This is a genomic window from Pseudomonas lurida (genome assembly GCF_013522705.1).
GTDB lineage: Bacteria > Pseudomonadota > Gammaproteobacteria > Pseudomonadales > Pseudomonadaceae > Aquipseudomonas > Aquipseudomonas quebecensis.
Map to the genome: position 1 here is coordinate 222,280 of NZ_JAAMRE010000001.1, position 17,501 is coordinate 239,780.

Annotated in this window: 18 protein-coding genes and 1 riboswitch; of the genes, 4 read left to right on the plus strand and 14 right to left on the minus strand. The window is 63.1% G+C overall.

Annotated elements, in window-relative coordinates; genetic code table 11:
* From cobC to cobO, 9 genes are read right to left on the minus strand one after another with little or no spacing between them, the layout of a single operon-like run.
* Positions 1-576 (minus strand): alpha-ribazole phosphatase family protein, encoded by a 576-nt coding sequence (gene cobC / locus G7025_RS00955; RefSeq protein ID WP_181075922.1) that lies wholly within the window; start codon positions 574-576, stop codon positions 1-3.
* Complete coding sequence (gene cobT / locus G7025_RS00960; protein WP_181075924.1) at positions 573-1,628, minus strand: nicotinate-nucleotide--dimethylbenzimidazole phosphoribosyltransferase; 1,056 nt, start codon at positions 1,626-1,628, stop codon at positions 573-575. The genes cobC and cobT overlap by 4 nt, the downstream gene beginning before the upstream one ends.
* Positions 1,625-2,146: a bifunctional adenosylcobinamide kinase/adenosylcobinamide-phosphate guanylyltransferase gene (gene cobU, locus G7025_RS00965; protein WP_181075926.1), complete on the minus strand. Its 522-nt coding sequence runs from the start codon at positions 2,144-2,146 to the stop codon at positions 1,625-1,627. Before cobU ends, cobT begins: the two co-directional genes overlap by 4 nt.
* The gene (locus tag G7025_RS00970; RefSeq protein ID WP_181075928.1) at positions 2,134-3,600 is read right to left on the minus strand and encodes a cobyric acid synthase; all 1,467 of its coding nucleotides are present in this window, start codon (positions 3,598-3,600) and stop codon (positions 2,134-2,136) included. The genes cobU and G7025_RS00970 overlap by 13 nt, the downstream gene beginning before the upstream one ends.
* A complete protein-coding gene (gene cobD / locus G7025_RS00975; RefSeq protein WP_181075930.1) occupies positions 3,597-4,586 on the minus strand; it encodes a threonine-phosphate decarboxylase CobD in 990 nt (329 codons plus the stop codon). The genes G7025_RS00970 and cobD overlap by 4 nt, the downstream gene beginning before the upstream one ends.
* Complete coding sequence (gene cbiB / locus G7025_RS00980) at positions 4,579-5,487, minus strand: adenosylcobinamide-phosphate synthase CbiB (RefSeq protein ID WP_181075932.1); 909 nt, start codon at positions 5,485-5,487, stop codon at positions 4,579-4,581. The genes cobD and cbiB overlap by 8 nt, the downstream gene beginning before the upstream one ends.
* Complete coding sequence (gene bluB / locus G7025_RS00985) at positions 5,484-6,134, minus strand: 5,6-dimethylbenzimidazole synthase (protein WP_181075934.1); 651 nt, start codon at positions 6,132-6,134, stop codon at positions 5,484-5,486. The genes cbiB and bluB overlap by 4 nt, the downstream gene beginning before the upstream one ends.
* A complete protein-coding gene (locus G7025_RS00990) occupies positions 6,131-7,480 on the minus strand; it encodes a cobyrinate a,c-diamide synthase (protein ID WP_181075936.1) in 1,350 nt (449 codons plus the stop codon). Before G7025_RS00990 ends, bluB begins: the two co-directional genes overlap by 4 nt.
* Entirely contained in the window at positions 7,477-8,088 is a 612-nt protein-coding gene (cobO, locus tag G7025_RS00995; RefSeq protein WP_181075938.1) for a cob(I)yrinic acid a,c-diamide adenosyltransferase, read from the minus strand. Before cobO ends, G7025_RS00990 begins: the two co-directional genes overlap by 4 nt.
* A gap of 79 nt (positions 8,089-8,167) precedes the next feature.
* Positions 8,168-8,421, minus strand: a riboswitch (cobalamin riboswitch).
* Positions 8,422-8,520: 99 nt separating this feature from the next.
* Between cobO and G7025_RS01000 the strand changes: the two genes are divergently transcribed.
* The gene (locus G7025_RS01000) at positions 8,521-9,834 is read left to right on the plus strand and encodes a PQQ-dependent sugar dehydrogenase (protein ID WP_181075940.1); all 1,314 of its coding nucleotides are present in this window, start codon (positions 8,521-8,523) and stop codon (positions 9,832-9,834) included.
* Between the two features lie 47 nt (positions 9,835-9,881).
* On the opposite strand, the gene G7025_RS01005 is transcribed toward G7025_RS01000, so the two are convergent.
* The 5 genes from G7025_RS01005 to G7025_RS01025 all read right to left on the minus strand — a co-directional run bounded on the left by G7025_RS01005 (position 9,882) and on the right by G7025_RS01025 (position 14,463).
* Positions 9,882-10,421 carry a C40 family peptidase gene (locus G7025_RS01005; RefSeq protein ID WP_181075942.1) on the minus strand — a complete coding sequence of 180 codons (540 nt, stop codon included), beginning with the start codon at positions 10,419-10,421 and terminating at the stop codon, positions 9,882-9,884.
* A gap of 144 nt (positions 10,422-10,565) precedes the next feature.
* A complete protein-coding gene (locus G7025_RS01010) occupies positions 10,566-11,195 on the minus strand; it encodes a C40 family peptidase (protein WP_181075944.1) in 630 nt (209 codons plus the stop codon).
* Positions 11,196-11,404: 209 nt separating this feature from the next.
* The gene (gene hda / locus G7025_RS01015) at positions 11,405-12,109 is read right to left on the minus strand and encodes a DnaA regulatory inactivator Hda (RefSeq protein ID WP_025855817.1); all 705 of its coding nucleotides are present in this window, start codon (positions 12,107-12,109) and stop codon (positions 11,405-11,407) included.
* A gap of 204 nt (positions 12,110-12,313) precedes the next feature.
* On the minus strand, positions 12,314-13,387 hold the full coding sequence (locus G7025_RS01020; RefSeq protein ID WP_181075946.1) for an AI-2E family transporter: 1,074 nt from the start codon (positions 13,385-13,387) through the stop codon (positions 12,314-12,316).
* Positions 13,388-13,431: 44 nt separating this feature from the next.
* Entirely contained in the window at positions 13,432-14,463 is a 1,032-nt protein-coding gene (locus tag G7025_RS01025) for a DUF2066 domain-containing protein (protein WP_181075947.1), read from the minus strand.
* 356 nt (positions 14,464-14,819) lie between these two features.
* On the opposite strand from G7025_RS01025, the gene purM reads away from it, so the two are divergent.
* From purM to G7025_RS01040, 3 genes are read left to right on the plus strand one after another with little or no spacing between them, the layout of a single operon-like run.
* Positions 14,820-15,878 carry a phosphoribosylformylglycinamidine cyclo-ligase gene (gene purM, locus G7025_RS01030; protein WP_181075949.1) on the plus strand — a complete coding sequence of 353 codons (1,059 nt, stop codon included), beginning with the start codon at positions 14,820-14,822 and terminating at the stop codon, positions 15,876-15,878.
* A complete protein-coding gene (gene purN / locus G7025_RS01035) occupies positions 15,878-16,528 on the plus strand; it encodes a phosphoribosylglycinamide formyltransferase (RefSeq protein WP_181075951.1) in 651 nt (216 codons plus the stop codon). Before purM ends, purN begins: the two co-directional genes overlap by 1 nt.
* A gap of 8 nt (positions 16,529-16,536) precedes the next feature.
* Positions 16,537-17,250 carry a DUF3108 domain-containing protein gene (locus tag G7025_RS01040; protein ID WP_181075953.1) on the plus strand — a complete coding sequence of 238 codons (714 nt, stop codon included), beginning with the start codon at positions 16,537-16,539 and terminating at the stop codon, positions 17,248-17,250.
* Positions 17,251-17,501 lie beyond the last annotated feature (251 nt).

The following is a 17,501-nucleotide window of genomic DNA, read 5'->3' on the forward strand; positions in this document are numbered from 1 at the left end:
TCAGTCTCCTTCGCGCAACACGCCATCGGCCGCGACACGCAGGCTGAACAACCCACCGTGACCGACTTCGACATTCAGCAGGTGCTCACGGGGCAGGCCTCGTGCGCGCGCCAGCAGCAGACGCATCACCCCGCCATGACTGATCAACAGGACGCGCTCACCGGCATACGCGCGATGCAGCCGTGCGACCGCGCCCAGAACCCGCCGGGAAAAATCCTCAACCGCTTCACCCTCGGGCGGCGTGAAGCTGTATGGGTCGGCCCAGAACCGTCCGAGCCCGTCGGCATCGGTTTGCATCAGTGCGGCGGCACTCTGCCCTTCCCATGCGCCGAAGTGCAATTCCTGCAGGTCCTTTTCCAGACTCACGGGCACGTTGAGCCGGGCCCCCAGCTCGTCGGCAAACCGTGCGCAGCGTTGCAGGGGTGAACTGATCAACCGATCCCAGGGCCCCTGCTGCGCTACGGCGGCGCGCATCTGTGCCCAGCCGTTGGCGGTGAGTGCGTCGTCCAGGCTGCCACGCAGGCCGCCGCCCAGTTCGGTTTCACCGTGGCGCAGCAGGTCCAGTTGCAAGGTCATGCGGGGCGATCCGCCACGGCGGCTTCGGCGAAGGTCGCCATCTGCCCGTGCAGTGCGCAGGCCAGGCGCAACAACGGCACCGCCAGTGCCGCGCCGCTGCCTTCGCCCAGGCGCAGGCCCATGTCCAGCAGCGGTTGCGCGTCCAACTGTTGCAGCACATGGCGGTGGCCTGGCTCGGCGCCGCGATGGCCAAACAGCAGCCATGGGCGGCAGGCCGGATTCAAGCGCGTGGCCACCAGTGCGGCGACGCTGCAGATGAACCCGTCCACCAGCACGGCGATACCGGCCTGGGCACAGGCGAGATAAGCGCCCACCAACGCGGCGATTTCAAAGCCGCCGAGGTTGAACAGCGTCTGCAACACATCGCCGCGCTCGGCAGCATGCCGTGCCAACGCGCGTTCAATCACCGCTACCTTGTGACTGACGCCCTGGGCATTCAAGCCAGTGCCCGGCCCGGCCAGGTCGCTGACTCGGCAATCGAGCAAGGCACACGCCAGCGCGCTGGCCGCCGTGGTGTTGCCGATGCCCATTTCACCGCCGATAAACAGTTGCGTGCCCAGTTCCAACGCGCGCCGTGCGCTGTCGCGTCCGGCCTGCAACGCCTGTTGGCCTTGGGCGGCGCTCATCGCCGGGGCATGCACGAAGTTGGCGGTACCCGCGCCGATATTCAGGTGACGTACGCCGGGCAGGTTCAGCGCGGGTGTCACCGTGCCCAGGTCGACCACCTCCAACCGTGCCTGCAGTTGCCGCGCCAATACGCTGATGGCTGCGCCGCCGCTGACAAAGTTGTGCAGCATTTGTGCGGTCACCGCCTGGGGAAACGCCGACACGCCCTCGGCTACCACGCCGTGGTCGCCGGCAAAGATTGCGATCCACAGCTGATCCACCACCGGCTTGACCTGGCCTTGCAGGCCGGCCAATTGCACCGCCACCGCTTCGAGCTGGCCGAGAGAGCCGGCGGGCTTGGTCAATTGCTGCTGGCGTGCCAAGGCGTTTTCATACGCGATGGTGTCGACTGCCTTACAGGGATCCAGCCACCAGGTGTCAGTCATAACGCAATACCTTTCAATGTCAGGGGCAGTCCGGCGACCGTCAGCACCACGCGCTGACACCGCTCGGCCAAGGCTTGATGCAGCCAACCGGCTTCATCCACGTAGCGGCGAGTCAATTCGCCCAGCGGCACGACACCCAGACCGGTCTCGTTGCTGACAAAAATAATCTCCCCCGGCAGCGTGGCCAGGGTTTCAAGCAAGTGGTCGCGTTCCAGCGCCAGGCGCTCGGAGTCTTCGAGCATCAGCAGGTTGGTCAGCCATAAGGTCAGGCAATCCACCAGCAGACAGCGGTCGGTGGCGGCATTCTCGCGCAGCACCCGCGACAGTTCGATCGGTTCTTCGATCAGGCCCCAGTGCGCCGGACGCCGCTGGCGATGCAAGGCCACCCGTGCGTTCATTTCGCCGTCCTGCGGTTGACTGGTGGCGATATAGATAACCGGCAACGCGCTGTCGGTGGCGAGCGTTTCCGCCAGGCGACTTTTGCCGGAGCGGGCGCCGCCGAGGATCAGTTGGTGCATGGGGCCACTCCACACAGGGTGCGCAATAAATCGGTATCCAAATGCTGCTCCACCAGATCCGCCAGGCGCTCGATATCGCGCTCGCGCAGGGCGTGATAATCCACCGCCTGCACCTGCGCCAGCCCGGCCCAGCGCAGCAATGCGCCGCAAGCGGCCGGCGTTTCGAACAAGCCATGCAGGTAGGTGCCGAGGATCTGCCCGTCGGCACTGCGTGCGCCATCCTGGCGACCGTCGTCCAGGCGCACGGCAGGGCTTGCCAGGGCTTCGCCGGACGTCACCCCGGCATGGATCTCATAACCGTTGACCTCGGCATCTTCCAGCAGCAAGCGCCCGCGCACGTTGCGCAACTGCTTGTCCTCTTCCAGGGTGGTGCTGAACGCCAGCAGCCCCAGGCCGGCGCTGGAACCGGGCGGCCCTTCCAGGCCCAGCGGGTCATGCACCTGCTCGCCGAGCATCTGCAGCCCGCCGCAGATGCCCAGCACCTTGCCGCCGTAGCGCAAGTGTCGCGCCACGGCATTGTCCCAGCCATTGGCGCGCAGGTAGGCGAGGTCGGCGCGCACGCTTTTGGAGCCCGGCAGGATGATCAGGTCGGCGGCCGGGATCGGTTGGCCAGGGCCGATAAATTGCAGGTCCACCTGGGGGTGCAGGCGCAGTGGGTCGAAATCGGTATGGTTGCTGATGCGCGGCAGCACCGGCACAACTACTTTGAGTACCTGGGCGGCCTTGTCGATCTGGCGCCGATCGATGCCGTCCTCGGCTTCCAGGTGCAGATCCATTACATAGGGCAGGACGCCGACCACCGGTTTGCCGGTGTGCGCCTCCAGCCAGTCGAGGCCGGGCTGCAACAGTGCGATGTCGCCGCGAAAACGGTTGATGATAAAGCCCTTGACCCGCGCCTGTTCGCTAAGCGAGAGCAATTGCAGGGTGCCCACCAGGTGCGCGAACACGCCGCCACGGTTGATATCGGCAATCAGCAGCACCGAGCAGTCCACCGCTTCGGCGAAACCCATGTTGGCGATGTCATTGGCGCGCAGGTTGATCTCCGCCGGGGAGCCCGCGCCCTCCACCATCACCACCGGGTAAGCCGCGCTGAGTCGCGCGTGGGAGGCGAGTACGGCCTGCATGGCAATGGCTTTGTAATCGTGATAGGCCACGGCGTTCATGGTCGTGACGGCACGGCCATGGATGATCACTTGAGAACCGGTATCGCTGTTGGGTTTGAGCAGCACCGGGTTCATGTCGGTGTGGGGCGCCAGGCGCGCGGCCTGGGCCTGCACGGCCTGGGCGCGGCCGATCTCGCCGCCCTCGGCGGTTACGGCGCTGTTGAGCGCCATGTTCTGCGGTTTGAACGGGGCGACGGCGACGCCCTGGCGGATCAGCCAGCGGCACAGCGCAGTCACCAGCGTGCTTTTGCCGGCGTCGGAGGTGGTGCCTTGCACCATCAGCGTACTCATGGAAGGGCCTTGTAGGCAGCCAGGGCTTCATCGAGGCGCAGCCAGTCGGCCTCGGTGTCGGGCAGGCCGAAGCGCAAGCTGCTGTTGTGAACAAACAAGCGCAGCAGGATGCCGCGCTGGGCCATGAATTCATGCATGCGCTCGGCATGCGGGGTGATCAGCCACTGGAACAACGCGCAGCCGCCGTGGGGCTGGAACCCCTGTTGTTCAAGCAATGCGTACAAGCGCTGGCCGGCCTCCAGGCAGCGCGCGCGCTGGCGTGCCTGCCCTTCTGTGTCGCGCAGGCAGGTTTGCCCCACCACCCGCGTAGGGCCGCTGACCGCCCATGGCCCGACCTGCTCGGCGAGCAACTTGAGCAACTTGCGCTCGGCCAGCACAAAGCCCAGTCGCACGCCGGCCAGGCCGAAGAATTTGCCGAACGAACGCAGCACGATCAAACCGACAAGATGGGTTTGACCGGCCAGGCTCAAGTGCGGCGTCACATCCATGAACGCTTCGTCCACCACCAGCCAACCACCACGCTGGGCCAGACGCGCGTGCCAATCCAACAGGCGTTGCGGGCTCAGGCTCAGGCCGGTGGGGTTGTTGGGGTTGACCACCACCAGCACATCGAGACCGTCGAGGAAAAAGTCGACTTCCTGCTCCTGCACCTCGCGCACCACGTAACCGGCGCGACGCCAGGCCTCAGCGTGTTCGGCGTAGCACGGCGACACCACCCCGACCTTGCCGGCCCGGCGCAGACGCGGCAGCAACTGGATCGCCGCCTGGGAACCGGGCACCGGCAACAGGTGAGCCGCGCCGTAGTACGCGCTGGCGGCCTGCTCCAAACCATCGTCGGTTTCCGGCAGGCGTGCCCAGGCGCGCAGCGGGATTTCGGGGATCGGCCAGGGCCAGGGCGCGAGGCCGCTGGACAAGTCCAGCCAATTAGCCTCAGCGATCCCGTATTGAATGGATGCCTTACGCAGTCGACCGCCATGTTCAAGCATAGAATTGCGCCCCCGCGCATAGGATCAGCAGCCACAACCATACGCCGCGCTGCACCAGTTGCCAGCCCCGCTCGATGGCGTCGGCGTCCGCTGCCGGGCCTTCGCCCAGTGGCGGGCGTTGGTGCAGTTGGCCGTGATAAATCGCTGCACCGCCCAACTCGACGCCCAATGCACCGGCGCCTGCCGCCATCACCGGGCCGGCGTTGGGGCTGTCCCAGGTCGGGCCCTGGGTGCGCCAGCATTTGAGCGCCAGACCGGTTTTGCCGAGCACGGCGTAGGTCAACGCCACCAGGCGTGCCGGAATATAATTGAGCACGTCGTCGATTTTTGCCGCCGCCCAGCCGAACCGTTCGAAGCGTTCGTTGCGATAGCCCCACATGGCATCCAGGGTGTTGCTCAGTCGGTACAGCACCACGCCAGGCACCCCGGCCACCACAAACCAGAACAGTGCGGCAAATACGGCATCGCTGCCGTTTTCGAGTACCGACTCGGTAGCGGCGCGGGCCACTTCGGTGCTGTCCAGTTCGCTGGTCTGGCGGCTGACCAGATAACTCACACGCGTGCGCGCTTCTGCCAGGTCATCGCTGCGCAGCGCCTGGGCCACGGGCAGCACATGCTCGCCCAGGCTGCGCATGCCGAGGGCGCAGTACAGCGCGAGGATCTCCAGCACCCAACCGATATAAGGCGCCCACGACAACGCCGTGGCCAGCAGGGTCAGCGGCACCACCACGATCACCCAGGCGGTGACCCCATGGCTGCGCCAGCCGCGCCCGCCGCTGTTGAAACGCTGCTCGATGCGCCCGGCAAAATTGCCGAACGCCACCAGCGGATGCCAACGCCTGGGCTCGCCCAACAGCGCATCCAACGCCACGGCGGCGACACACAGCAAAGCCACACTCATCGACTCACTCCCCACGTATTTTCATACAACATGTCACTCAGCGGTCGAGGCTCGGCCCAGCCTTCGAGCTGCAACATCGGTGCCGGGTAAAACTCGGCCACCGGGCCCAGGCATAACACCGCAAGCGGCTTGGCACCGGCGGGCAGCCCCAAAAGATCCGCCAGGGCCTGGGGCTCGAACAACGAGACCCAGCCCATGCCCAGCCCTTCGACGCGGGCCGCCAGCCACAGGTTCTGGATCGCACAGGACAGGGAAGCCATGTCCATTTCCGGCAAGGTCCGGCGACCGAAGATATGCCGCTCACGATCCTCCATCAGCGCCGCTACCAGGACTTCGGCGCAGTCGTGGATGCCTTCGACCTTGAGCTGCATGAACTCGTCAGAACGCTCGCCGAGCGCTTCGGCGGTGCGCACGCGTTCTTCCTCCACCAATTGTTGAATCTGCCCACGCAACACGCGGTCGCTGATGCGGATAAAACGCCACGGCTGCATCAGGCCGACACTCGGCGCCTGGTGCGCGGCCTGGAGCAGGCGCTGCAGCAATTGGGGAGCGACGGTGCCACCGGTGAAGTGGCGCATGTCGCGGCGCTCAGCGATGGCGCGGTAGACGGCGTCGCGGTCGGCCTGGGGGAAAGCGTTGTCGGTCATGACCCTATCGGGGGCAAGCCCCCTCCCACAGTGGAGGGGGTTTCAGCCAGGTCCGGGGCAAACAAGGCGGCGACCGCCGTCGGATTCGACGGGAAATAGAAGTGTACGTAAGAGGCAGTCATCCGCCCCTGTCGGAAGACTGCCTCGGCACCGCGCCCACCATTCGGGCTTTGGCCACGGGCAATCGGCTGCCACTCCGTGCTGGTCAGGGAATGATGGTAGGTATGGCCACGCAGTACGCCTTCGGGCAATTCGACGCTTTGCAGGGCCAGGGCGGCGAGTTTTTTCTGCATGACGGCATCGCCCTGCAGCAGGCCGACCAGTTCGGCTCGATTGCCGTCGACATCGGTGAGCGAGTCCAGCAGATACAACATGCCGCCGCACTCGGCGAGCAACGGTTTGCCGGCCGCGTGGTGGGCGCGGATCGCGGCCAGCATCGGGGTGTTTTGCGCCAGGGCCTGATGATGCAGCTCCGGGTAACCGCCGGGCAGGTAGAGACTGTCGGCGTCGGGCAGTGCGCGGTCGTGGATCGGCGAGAAGAAGTGCAACTCGGCGCCCATCGCCCGTAGGAGGTCGAGGCTGGCGCCGTAGGTAAACGCGAAAGCTTCGTCGCGGGCCACGGCGATGCGCACACCGGCCAGCAACGGCTCGGCTTCCACGATCGTCGGCGCGGCGAAAGTGACCGGCGGCGGCACCGCGACTTCGCAACTGCTGCCCAGGGCTTGGGCGGCGGCGTCCAGGCGCAGGTCGAGGTCATTCAGTTCGCTGGCCTGCACCAGCCCCAGGTGACGGCTGGGCAGCTCGATCCCGGTTTCGCGGGACAGCGCGCCGTACCAGCGCAGGCCTTCGGTAAGGCTGCCTTCGAGCAGTTGCGCATGGCGCAGGGTGCCGACACGGTTGGCCAGCACCCCGGCGAACGGCAGGTCCGGCTGGTAGCGCGCCAGGCCCAGGGCCAGGGCGCCGAAGGTCTGGGCCATGGCGGTGCCGTCGATCACACCCAGCACCGGCACGCCGAAATGCCGGGCCAGGTCGGCGCTCGAAGGTGTGCCGTCGAACAGGCCCATCACGCCTTCGATCAGGATCAAGTCGGCCTCGCCGGCGGCTTCCCACAGCAGACGGCGACTTTCCTGCTCGCCCACCATCCACATGTCCAATTGGTACACCGGCGCACCGCTGGCGCGCTCGTGGATCATCGGGTCCAGGAAGTCCGGGCCGCATTTGAACACGCGCACCTTGCGCCCCAGGTTGCGATGCAAACGGGCCAGCGCGGCGGTGACCGTGGTTTTGCCCTGGCCGGACGCCGGTGCGGCGATCAGAACCGCCGGGCAATGACGGGGCTGATTCAAAGTTCGACGCCTTTCTGTGCCTTGATACCGGCCTGGAAGGCATGTTTGAGCATGCCCATTTCGGTGACGGTGTCGCCCATCTCGATCATTTCGGGCTTGGCGCCACGGCCGGTGACCACCACGTGCTGCATCGGAGGGCGGGCTTGCAGGTCGCTGAGCACTTGGTCCAGGTCGAGATAACCGTGCTTGAGGGCGATGTTCAGTTCGTCCAGCACCACCAGGCCGATGGCAGGGTCTTGCAGCATCGCGCGGGACACGGCCCAAGCGGCCTCGGCGGCGGCGATGTCGCGTTGGCGGTCCTGGGTTTCCCAGGTGAAGCCTTCGCCCATGACGTGAAAGCGCACTTGTTCAGGGAAGCGTCGGAAGAACAACTCTTCGCCTGTGCTGTGGCGGCCCTTGATGAACTGCACCACGCCGCATTGCATACCGTGGCCCATGGCCCGGGCCAGCATGCCGAAGGCCGAGCTGCTCTTGCCTTTGCCATTGCCGGTCAGTACCAGCAGCAAACCGCACTGATTAGGGGAATTGGCGATGCGCTCGTCGATCACGGCTTTTTTGCGCAGCATGCGCGCCAGGTGGCGTTCGTCGCGGTCGGGGGAATCGGTCATGGCAGCTCTCCGTTGGGGCTGGACAAAAACGGCGGGCAGGAAAAAACACAATCAGACAGCCAAGCATCGCCCACCGTGATGCTGTTGAATGGTCCAGGCCGGTCTCCGGGCTCATAAGTGGCCGTACCCTGGCGAACCAGGAGCGGACCCACGCTGCGCCTTCCCATATCGCATGCGATACAGTGGCCAAAGGCAGCGTCTTGACTCATTTACCGTTGCGGGGGCAGCGCCGGAATTGCGGCAGCACTGTGTCTAAGTGCGCTCACTCACCGGCTTCCCTGTTTCACTCCGTCGACCCTTGGGTCACAGAGCACCTGAAACAAGCCGCGAAGGTTAGTGGGTTGGGGGTGGAGCGTCAATTAAAGCCGGCCTTGTACTTGAACCATCGCACCCGCGCCCTCCTCTATCCCTACAGGTATTAAGGAGAACACCATGCATAAAACCAGACTCGCCTTACTGATCATGCTCGCCGGCACTCTTGCCGCCTGTGGCGAAAGCTCCACGTTGCAGATCAGCGACGGCACCGGGCCATCGCCTAACCTGCCGGAACCGAACAAGACGCTGATCCCCACCGTCAATATCGCCCCTGCCATCGGCTGGCCCGAGGGCGTCAAGCCCACCGCAGCACCCGGCCTGCAGGTGAGCGCTTTTGCCGAAGGCCTGGACCACCCGCGCTGGCTGTACGTATTGCCCAATGGCGACGTGCTGGTAGCTGAAACCAATGCGCCGCCCAAGCCGGACGATTCGAAGGGGGTGCGTGGCTGGGTAATGGAAAAAGTCATGAGTCGCGCAGGCGCCGGTGTACCCAGCCCGAACCGCATCACCCTGCTGCGCGATGCCGACCACGACGGCGTGGCCGAAACCCGTACGGTGTTCCTGGAGAACCTCAATTCGCCGTTCGGCATGACGCTGGTGGGCAATGACTTGTACGTGGCCGACTCGGACAAACTGCTGCGTTTCCCCTACCAGCCAGGTGAAACCGCGATCAAGCAAGCCGGCACTAAAGTCGTGGACCTGCCGGGCGGCCCGCTGAATCACCATTGGACGAAAAACGTGGTGGCCAGCAAGGATGGCAACCAGTTGTATGTGAGTGTGGGCTCCAACAGCAACGTCGGCGAAAACGGCCTGGAGGCCGAACAGGGCCGCGCCGCGATCTGGGAAGTCGACCGCGCCAGCGGCCAGCACCGCCTCTTCGCCTCAGGCTTGCGCAACCCCAACGGCATGGCGTGGGAACCCCAGAGCGGCAAGTTGTGGACCGCAGTGAATGAGCGCGACGAAATTGGCAGCGACCTGGTGCCGGACTACATCACCTCGGTCAAGGACGGCGCTTTCTATGGCTGGCCTTTCAGCTACTACGGCCAGCACGTGGACGAACGCGTCACGCCGCAGAACCCGGATCTGGTGGCCAAGGCCATCGCCCCGGATTACGCGGTAGGGCCACATACCGCCTCTCTGGGCCTGACCTTCGCCGACGGCAGCAAGTTGCCAGCCGCCTACAGCAACGGCGCCTTTATCGGCCAGCACGGCTCGTGGAACCGCAAACCCCACAGCGGCTACAAAGTGATCTTCGTGCCATTCGAGGGCGGCCAGCCCAAAGGGCAACCGCTGGATGTACTGACCGGCTTCCTCGATAAAGATGAGAAAGCCATGGGCCGGCCGGTGGGCGTGGTGATTGATCGGCAAGGCGATTTGCTGGTGGCCGATGATGTCGGGAATAAGGTGTGGCGGGTGTCGGCCGCTCGATAGGCGCTGTGAAAACCTGTGGGAGGGCGTTGCACCCTCCCACAGCGGACTCAGGGATTGCGCGCCAGATGCTCAGCCGGCAATACGCGTTTGGCACTCAAGTAAGCATTCTGCCAATACGCCTTGGACAAGGTGTCCAGCTTTACCGTGCCGCCGGTTTGCGGGGCGTGCACAAAGCGGCCCTCGCCCACGTAGATGCCGGCATGGCTGACTTGGGAGCCTGCGCCGGTGGCAAAGAACAACAGATCACCGGTCTGCAGGTTCTGCGCGCTGACGTCCTGCGCACGCATGCCGATCAGCTCTCGGGTAGTGCGAGGCAGGGAAATGCCGGCGGCGTCGCGGAACACGAAGCCGATCAGGCCGCTGCAATCAAAGCCTGAATCGGGCGTGTTGCCGCCCCAGCGATAAGGCGTGCCGACCAGGCCGAGCGCGCGAAACAGCACGTCTTCGGCGACAGGCGAGTCATTCTGGGTGGTATAGGTGAAGACCGGCTTGGGCTTGACCGCAACAGGCGCGGGCGGTGGCCGGTTGGCGCAGGCGCTGATCAGCGCGGCGCAGAGGATAAGAATCAGGCGGGCCGAGGTCGACATGTGCAGAACAATCCTGGTCTGGATGCGGCTTTCGCTGCCGAACGTTGAAAACCAGAACGCGCGAGCAAGGCTCGCGCGAACGGATTACAACAATGTCCAGGGATTCTAGCGCTTACACGTCAAACTTCAAGTATCACTTTAACTTTACTTGCTGGCGGTAACCGTGGTCGGAGCCATCGCCAGGGCACGCTTGGCCTCGATGAAGGTTTTGCTCCAGTAGCTGTCACCCAGGCTGTCGACTCGGACACCGCCACTGCGACGGCTGCTGGAGTGAATAAACTGGTTATCGCCCAGGTAGATACCGGCGTGGCTTACGCGGCCACGACCACTGGTACTGAAGAAAAGCAGATCGCCGGGCTTGAGGTTGTTACGCGCGACCAGCGGTGCATTAACGTTGATCATTTCACGCGTCGAACGCGGCAGATTCATGCCGGCCTCTTCACGGAACAGATAACCGATAAAGCCGCTGCAATCGAAACCGGCTTCCGAGGTGCCGCCGAAACGGTAGCGAGTACCGATCAGGGACATGCCGCGTTCAAGGATGCTGTCGGCCAGAACTGGAAGCTGGTAAGGCTTGTTGCCGGAGAAGTCGGCCAGTTCCTTTTCGGTCGCCACTTCTTCCTCATAAACAGTGGAAGACTGGGCTGCGACGAATTTTGCCTGGTTTTGAACCTGTGGTTTCTGCTGTTCCGCCACCTGTTGAGGGTGGGACGCGCAACCAAACAACAGGGTAACGAGTGCGAGAGGCACGAGGGGTGCGAAGCGATTTAGCATGGGCACGACCGTGGCTGATGGATAAAGAAGCCGCGACTATGCCCTCTATCACATCGATTTGCAAATTCAATCGTGGCTTTTGTGACTTGGCGATTAGACGCTGACATCTAAGCCGTAATTCCATTTATCGACAAAATTGCGTAGCTCACCGGGCTTAAATGCAGGTTTTCTGACGCCTGTAAAATGTCGAAACATTGAAAATCAACGAGTTACCAACCCAACGTCTCTTTGAGAAAAGGGATCGTCAATTTTCTTTGCGCCTGCAATGAGGCCTGGTCGAGCTGTTCAAGCAGATCGAACAGCGCGCTCATGCTGCGGGTACCCCGGGTCAGAATAAAGTGCCCGACTTCATCGGTCAGGTGCAGACCGCGACGCGAGGCGCGTAGTTGCAACGCGCGCAATTTGTCTTCATCGGACAGAGGGCGCATCTGGAAGATCAGCGCCAGGGTCAGGCGCGATTTGAGGTCGGCGAGTTTTATCGGTAATTCCCGCGGCGAAGTCGAAGCCGCAATCAACAGGCGCCTGCCGCTGTCACGCAGGCGGTTGAACAGATGGAACAGTGCCTCTTCCCAATCCGCTTTGCCGGCGATGGCCTGCAGGTCGTCCAGGCACACCAGCTCGTATTGCTCGAGGTGGTCGAAAATCCCGATACCGCGATCCATCAACTCAGCCAGCGGCAAGTACACCGCCGGTTCGCCCATCTGTTCGAAACGCAGGCACGCGGCCTGCAACAGATGAGTACGCCCCACGCCGTGCTTGCCCCACAGATAAATCAGGCTTTCAGTCCACCCGGCGTCGGCTTCGCAGAGCCGCTCGACATAGCCGAGTGCAGCGGCGTTGGCGCCTGGGTAGTAATTGATGAAGGTGGCGTCGTCACGCAGACGCACACCCAAGGGCAGCTGAATCGGTTTCATGCTGACTGAACGGCTCCCATCGAACCGTTAGTGGCCTCTGTGAAAAGTTTGCGAAGTTTATACCCGTGACGTCGGGCGCACAATGCAGCAGACCCCAAGCAAAATCAAAGGTTTGCGTTAACCCGTTGGTTTTAAGCGAATTGTTTGACGCCAAGCCTGCCTGAACGCCACACCCGGCGTTGCGCCGGGTGTGGGTCGTAGCGACTACAGGTCGGGGTCTTCAACCCCGGTATAGACATCCGAATCCTTGTAGAGATCATGCGCATGGCGCACCAGCACCATGATCACCGCCGCCACCGGCAGCGCCAGCAGGATACCGGTGAAACCGAACAGCTCACCTCCTGCCAGGATCGCGAAGATTACCGCCACCGGGTGCAGACCGATTCGGTCACCGACCAGCAGGGGCGTGAGCACCATGCCTTCCAGGGCCTGGCCGACCATAAACACAGCAACAATGCCCAGCATCGGGTACAGGTCACCGCCAAACTGGAAAAGACCCGCCACCAGCGCCGCGCCGATCCCGATGACGAACCCCATGTACGGCACGATGGCGGCCAGACCGGCAATCAGGCCGATCAACAGACCCAGCTCCAGGCCAATAGCCATCAAGCCTGCGGCATAGATAATCCCCAGTGCCAGCATCACCAGCAACTGGCCCCGCACGAATGCACCCAGGACTTCATGGCACTCTTCGGCCAGGGACACAATGCGCTCTTCGCGGTCACGCGGCAGCAGGCTGCGGACCTTGGCCATCATGATGTCCCAGTCACGCAGCAGGTAAAACGCCACCACCGGAATCAGCACCAGGTTGGTCAACCAGCCGATCAATGCCAGGCCGGACGCCGTGGCCTGGCTGAGTACCACCCCGACGATGTCGCCGGTCTGGCCCATATGCTCGCTGATCGCCGCCTTGACCTTGTCGAACTTCCAGAAGCCATCCGAAAGCCCCAGCTTGGCCTGGGCCCACGGCATCGCCGTGTGCTGCAGCCAGTCGAGCATTTGCGGCGCCAGTTCGTACAGCCGGTACAACTGCTTGACCAGCATCGGCACCAGCACCAGCACCAGAGCCGTGATGATCAAGGTGAACAGCGCGAACACCGTGACAACACCGAGCGTGCGCGACAGGCCAGCCTTCTCCAGGCGATCCACCACCGGATCGAACAGATAGGCCAACAGCAACGCGACCAGGAACGGCGTCAGGATCGAATGCAGCAAAAACACAAAAACGCACAGCAGGACGATCCCGCCAAGCCACACCCAACGACGCGTATCCGCCATAAACCACTCCATTTATTTGCTTCTATCTATATAAGGAAGAACATTTACCAGCGAAACCGCAGTTGCGCCTGGGGTTCGGGTGCGCTGGCCGGTGGCGTTCCATCGCCCACAGGCTGCGCTTCACCTGCCGCAATCTCCTGCAACTTGCCCAGGCTCAACTGGGTGCGCAACTGCTCGGCGTTGCCATTGACGCGATACACAATGCGATTGCCATCAACCAGCAGCGGCTGAGCGCCAAATGGCTCCAGCAGATGCCCCAGGGTCGCATAGCGCTCCAGATTCATGCCCTGCACCTCCAGTAACTGCTCAGTGCTGACACCGGGCTTGACCGCAAAGCGTGGCGCCAGCTTCTGGCTGACCGCCAGCATCACCGCATCCGCCAGCGCAGCCGTGTCTGTGCCTTGGGCGGTGCCCTGCTCGGCCTTGTCGCCCAACCACAGGCGCCACTTGGCCTGCCATTGATTGCCTTCCTGACGCGCGTGCACCGCCAGCAAGGCGTCGGCACCGTAGCGTTCGGAAGCGGCGCGCAACGGCGTGGCATCGGCGCTTTCCAGATTCGGCGCGGTGGCCACCACTTGCTCTTCCAGATCGCCCATGGGCAGACGCAGCGGCAAGCCGCGGTGTTGCGCTGCACGGCGCAGGGCCTGGGCAACGGCCTGGCCATCGCCGACCAGGCTGCTGCCTTCGGTGGAGTCGTTCAGCCACCAGCCCAGGATCGAGGGCCGATTGCTGCCCCAGATCGACAGGCCCGCGTCACGCAACGCGCGGTCGGTACTCACCGGGTCGAAATCCACCTGCAGGCTTTCCGGCGGACCGGCGTCGTAGCCGTACTGGCTGATGATTTGCTGCGGGTCTTTGCGCACCGCCGCCAGGCCCGGCCCTTCGGCGGCCTTGGCATCGCCGGTCAGGCGAATCACCAGCGTCTGCACCGCGCGCTGGGTGGCCTGGTCGCGCTCCTGGGGCGACTGGCTGCTGACCGGTTCAAGTACTTGATAAAGGCCATTGAGGGTTTCGGCATGACTCGCCAGGCTGACCAACGACAAACAGCCCACAAAAAACACATTACACAGACGCATGAAAGATTCCCGAACGACAGATTTAGCGGCTGGAACAAACCGCGCGAACTCGGTTTCGCCAGGCTGTGACCATGGCAACCGGTGAAACATTCGCGGGGTCTCGGTAAGTTTTCGTACTGTCACAGTACTAGCGGATTCAAGGCTATACCTTAATACGCGCTGAAGCCGAGCCGATTAGCATTTTTTAATCCGCTTTTTTAGTCGATATGGCCCTGCCCGTCGGCCCGAGGATGGCCGCTGCCCCGCAAGCCTGATAAAATCGCGCGCCTTCGCAGACCGTCAACGGCTGGGCCTCTTTTTCAAACGCCCCCGCCCGCCCGGTCGTTACCCAGAAATCCCCCCTAAAGGCCTGGATCATGAGCAAGCAACCCTCCCTGAGCTACAAGGACGCCGGTGTAGACATCGACGCCGGTGAAGCATTGGTCGAACGCATCAAGAGCGTCGCCAAGCGCACTGCGCGCCCTGAAGTCATGGGCGGCCTGGGCGGTTTTGGCGCCCTCTGCGAAATCCCGGCCGGCTACAAGCAGCCTGTGCTGGTGTCCGGCACCGACGGTGTGGGCACCAAGCTGCGTCTGGCCCTGAACCTGAACAAGCACGACAGCATCGGCATCGACCTGGTAGCCATGTGCGTCAACGACCTGGTGGTGTGTGGCGCCGAGCCGCTGTTCTTCCTCGACTACTACGCCACCGGCAAGCTGAACGTGGACACCGCGGCACAAGTGGTCACCGGCATCGGCGCCGGCTGCGAGCTGGCGGGTTGCTCCCTGGTGGGCGGCGAAACCGCTGAAATGCCGGGCATGTACGAAGGCGAAGACTACGACCTGGCCGGCTTCTGCGTCGGCGTGGTGGAAAAAGCCGACATCATCGACGGCTCCAAAGTGGCCGCCGGCGACGCCCTCCTCGCCCTGCCATCCTCCGGTCCTCACTCCAACGGCTACTCGCTGATCCGCAAGATCATCGAAGTGTCCGGTGCCGACATCGAAAACACCCAGCTCGACGGCAAACCGCTGACCGACCTGCTGATGGCGCCAACCCGCATCTACGTCAAGCCACTGCTCAAGCTGATCAAGGACACCGGCGCGGTAAAAGCCATGGCCCACATCACCGGCGGCGGCCTGCTGGACAACATCCCGCGCGTGCTGCCAAAAGGCGCCCAGGCCATCGTCGACGTGGCCAGCTGGCAGCGCCCTGCGGTGTTCGACTGGCTGCAGGAAAAAGGCAACGTCAACGAGACCGAAATGCACCGCGTGTTGAACTGCGGCGTAGGCATGGTCATCTGCGTGGCGCAGGAACATGTGGAAACCGCGCTGAACGTATTGCGCGAAGCCGGCGAGCAGCCTTGGGTCATCGGCCAGATCGCCACCGCTGCGCAAGGCGCGGCTCAGGTTGAACTGAAGAACCTTAAGGCGCACTGATGCCTGCAACCTGTGATGTCGTGGTGCTGCTCTCCGGCACCGGCAGTAACTTGCAGGCCCTGATCGACAGCACGCGCACCGGCGACAGCCCGGTGCGCATCGCTGCGGTGATTTCCAACCGCAGCGACGCCTACGGCCTGCAACGCGCCAGGGATGCGGGGATCGAAACCCGCTCGCTGGATCACAAGGCGTTCGACGGCCGCGAGGCCTTCGACCGCGCCCTGGTCGAACTGATCGACGCCTTCAACCCCAAGCTGGTGGTACTGGCCGGCTTCATGCGCATCCTCAGCGGCGATTTCGTGCGCCATTACGCCGGGCGCCTGCTGAATATCCACCCTTCCCTGCTGCCCAAATACAAGGGCATGCATACCCATCAGCGTGCCCTCGACGCCGGTGACCGCGAGCATGGCTGCAGCGTGCACTTCGTCACCGAGGAACTCGATGGCGGCCCTCTGGTCGTACAGGCAGTGGTTCCGGTAGAGTCTGACGACTCGGCGCAGACGCTTGCGCAACGGGTTCACACCCAGGAACACAGGATTTACCCGCTGGCGGTTCGCTGGTTTGCCGAGGGGCGGTTGATTCTCGGTGACCAGGGTGCATTATTGGACGGTCAGTTACTCGCGGCCAGCGGCCACTTGATTCGAACCTAGGAGATTTTATGCGTCGCGCCTTGCTCTTCGCTTTTGCGCTATTCGCCTTGCCTGCCGTGCAAGCGGCAGACCTTCATCCCTTCTCCGTAAGCTATACCGCCGACTGGAAACAGTTGCCCATGAGTGGTTCGGCCGAACGCAGCCTGACCAAGAACCCAGACGGCACGTGGACCTTGAACTTCAAGGCCTCGATGATGATCGCCAGCCTGACCGAAACCAGCGTGATCCTGTTTGACAAGGACAGCCTGCAACCGAAGAGCTACACCTTCGAACGCGGCGGCCTGGGCAAGGCCAAGAAAATCAACCTGGACTTCGACCAGGCGACCAAGAAAGTCACCGGCTTTGAAAACAAGGACGCGGTCAATGTGCCCCTGCAAAGCGGCATGCTCGATAAGTCGACCTACCAGTTGGCCCTGCAGCGTGACGTCGCCGCCGGCAAAAAGAGCATGAGCTACAACGTGGTGGAAGGCACCGACGTCGACACCTATGACTTCCGTGTAATCGGCCCGGAAAAAGTACAGACCAAGGTCGGCGCCATCGACGCGATCAAGGTCGAGCGCGTGCGTGATCCGACGCAAAGCAAGCGCATCACGCAGATGTGGTTTGCCAAGGACCAGGGCGGCATCCTGGTTGCCCTGCGCCAGGTCGAGACCGACGGCAAGGAATACAACATCATGCTGCAGGACGGCAAAGTTGACGGTAAAGAGGTCAAAGGCAGCTGATCCAAACGCAAGACCAGGAGCCCCGCAAATGCGGGGCTTTTTTTCGCCTGGGTTTTGTCGCTCGCACCCGTGCGATAAGCCTTTGCACATGAAACTTTCGTCATCTAACCCAGCGCTCTAAAGCGCAACGCCTTGGTTTATCTGGCCTGCAGCATTGTTGCGTATGACGCAATGAATTGTTGCGGGCAAAACCGGTTTACTTAGCAAGCTAACAAAACATATAACGAAGGCCTGCGACGACTTGCCGCAGA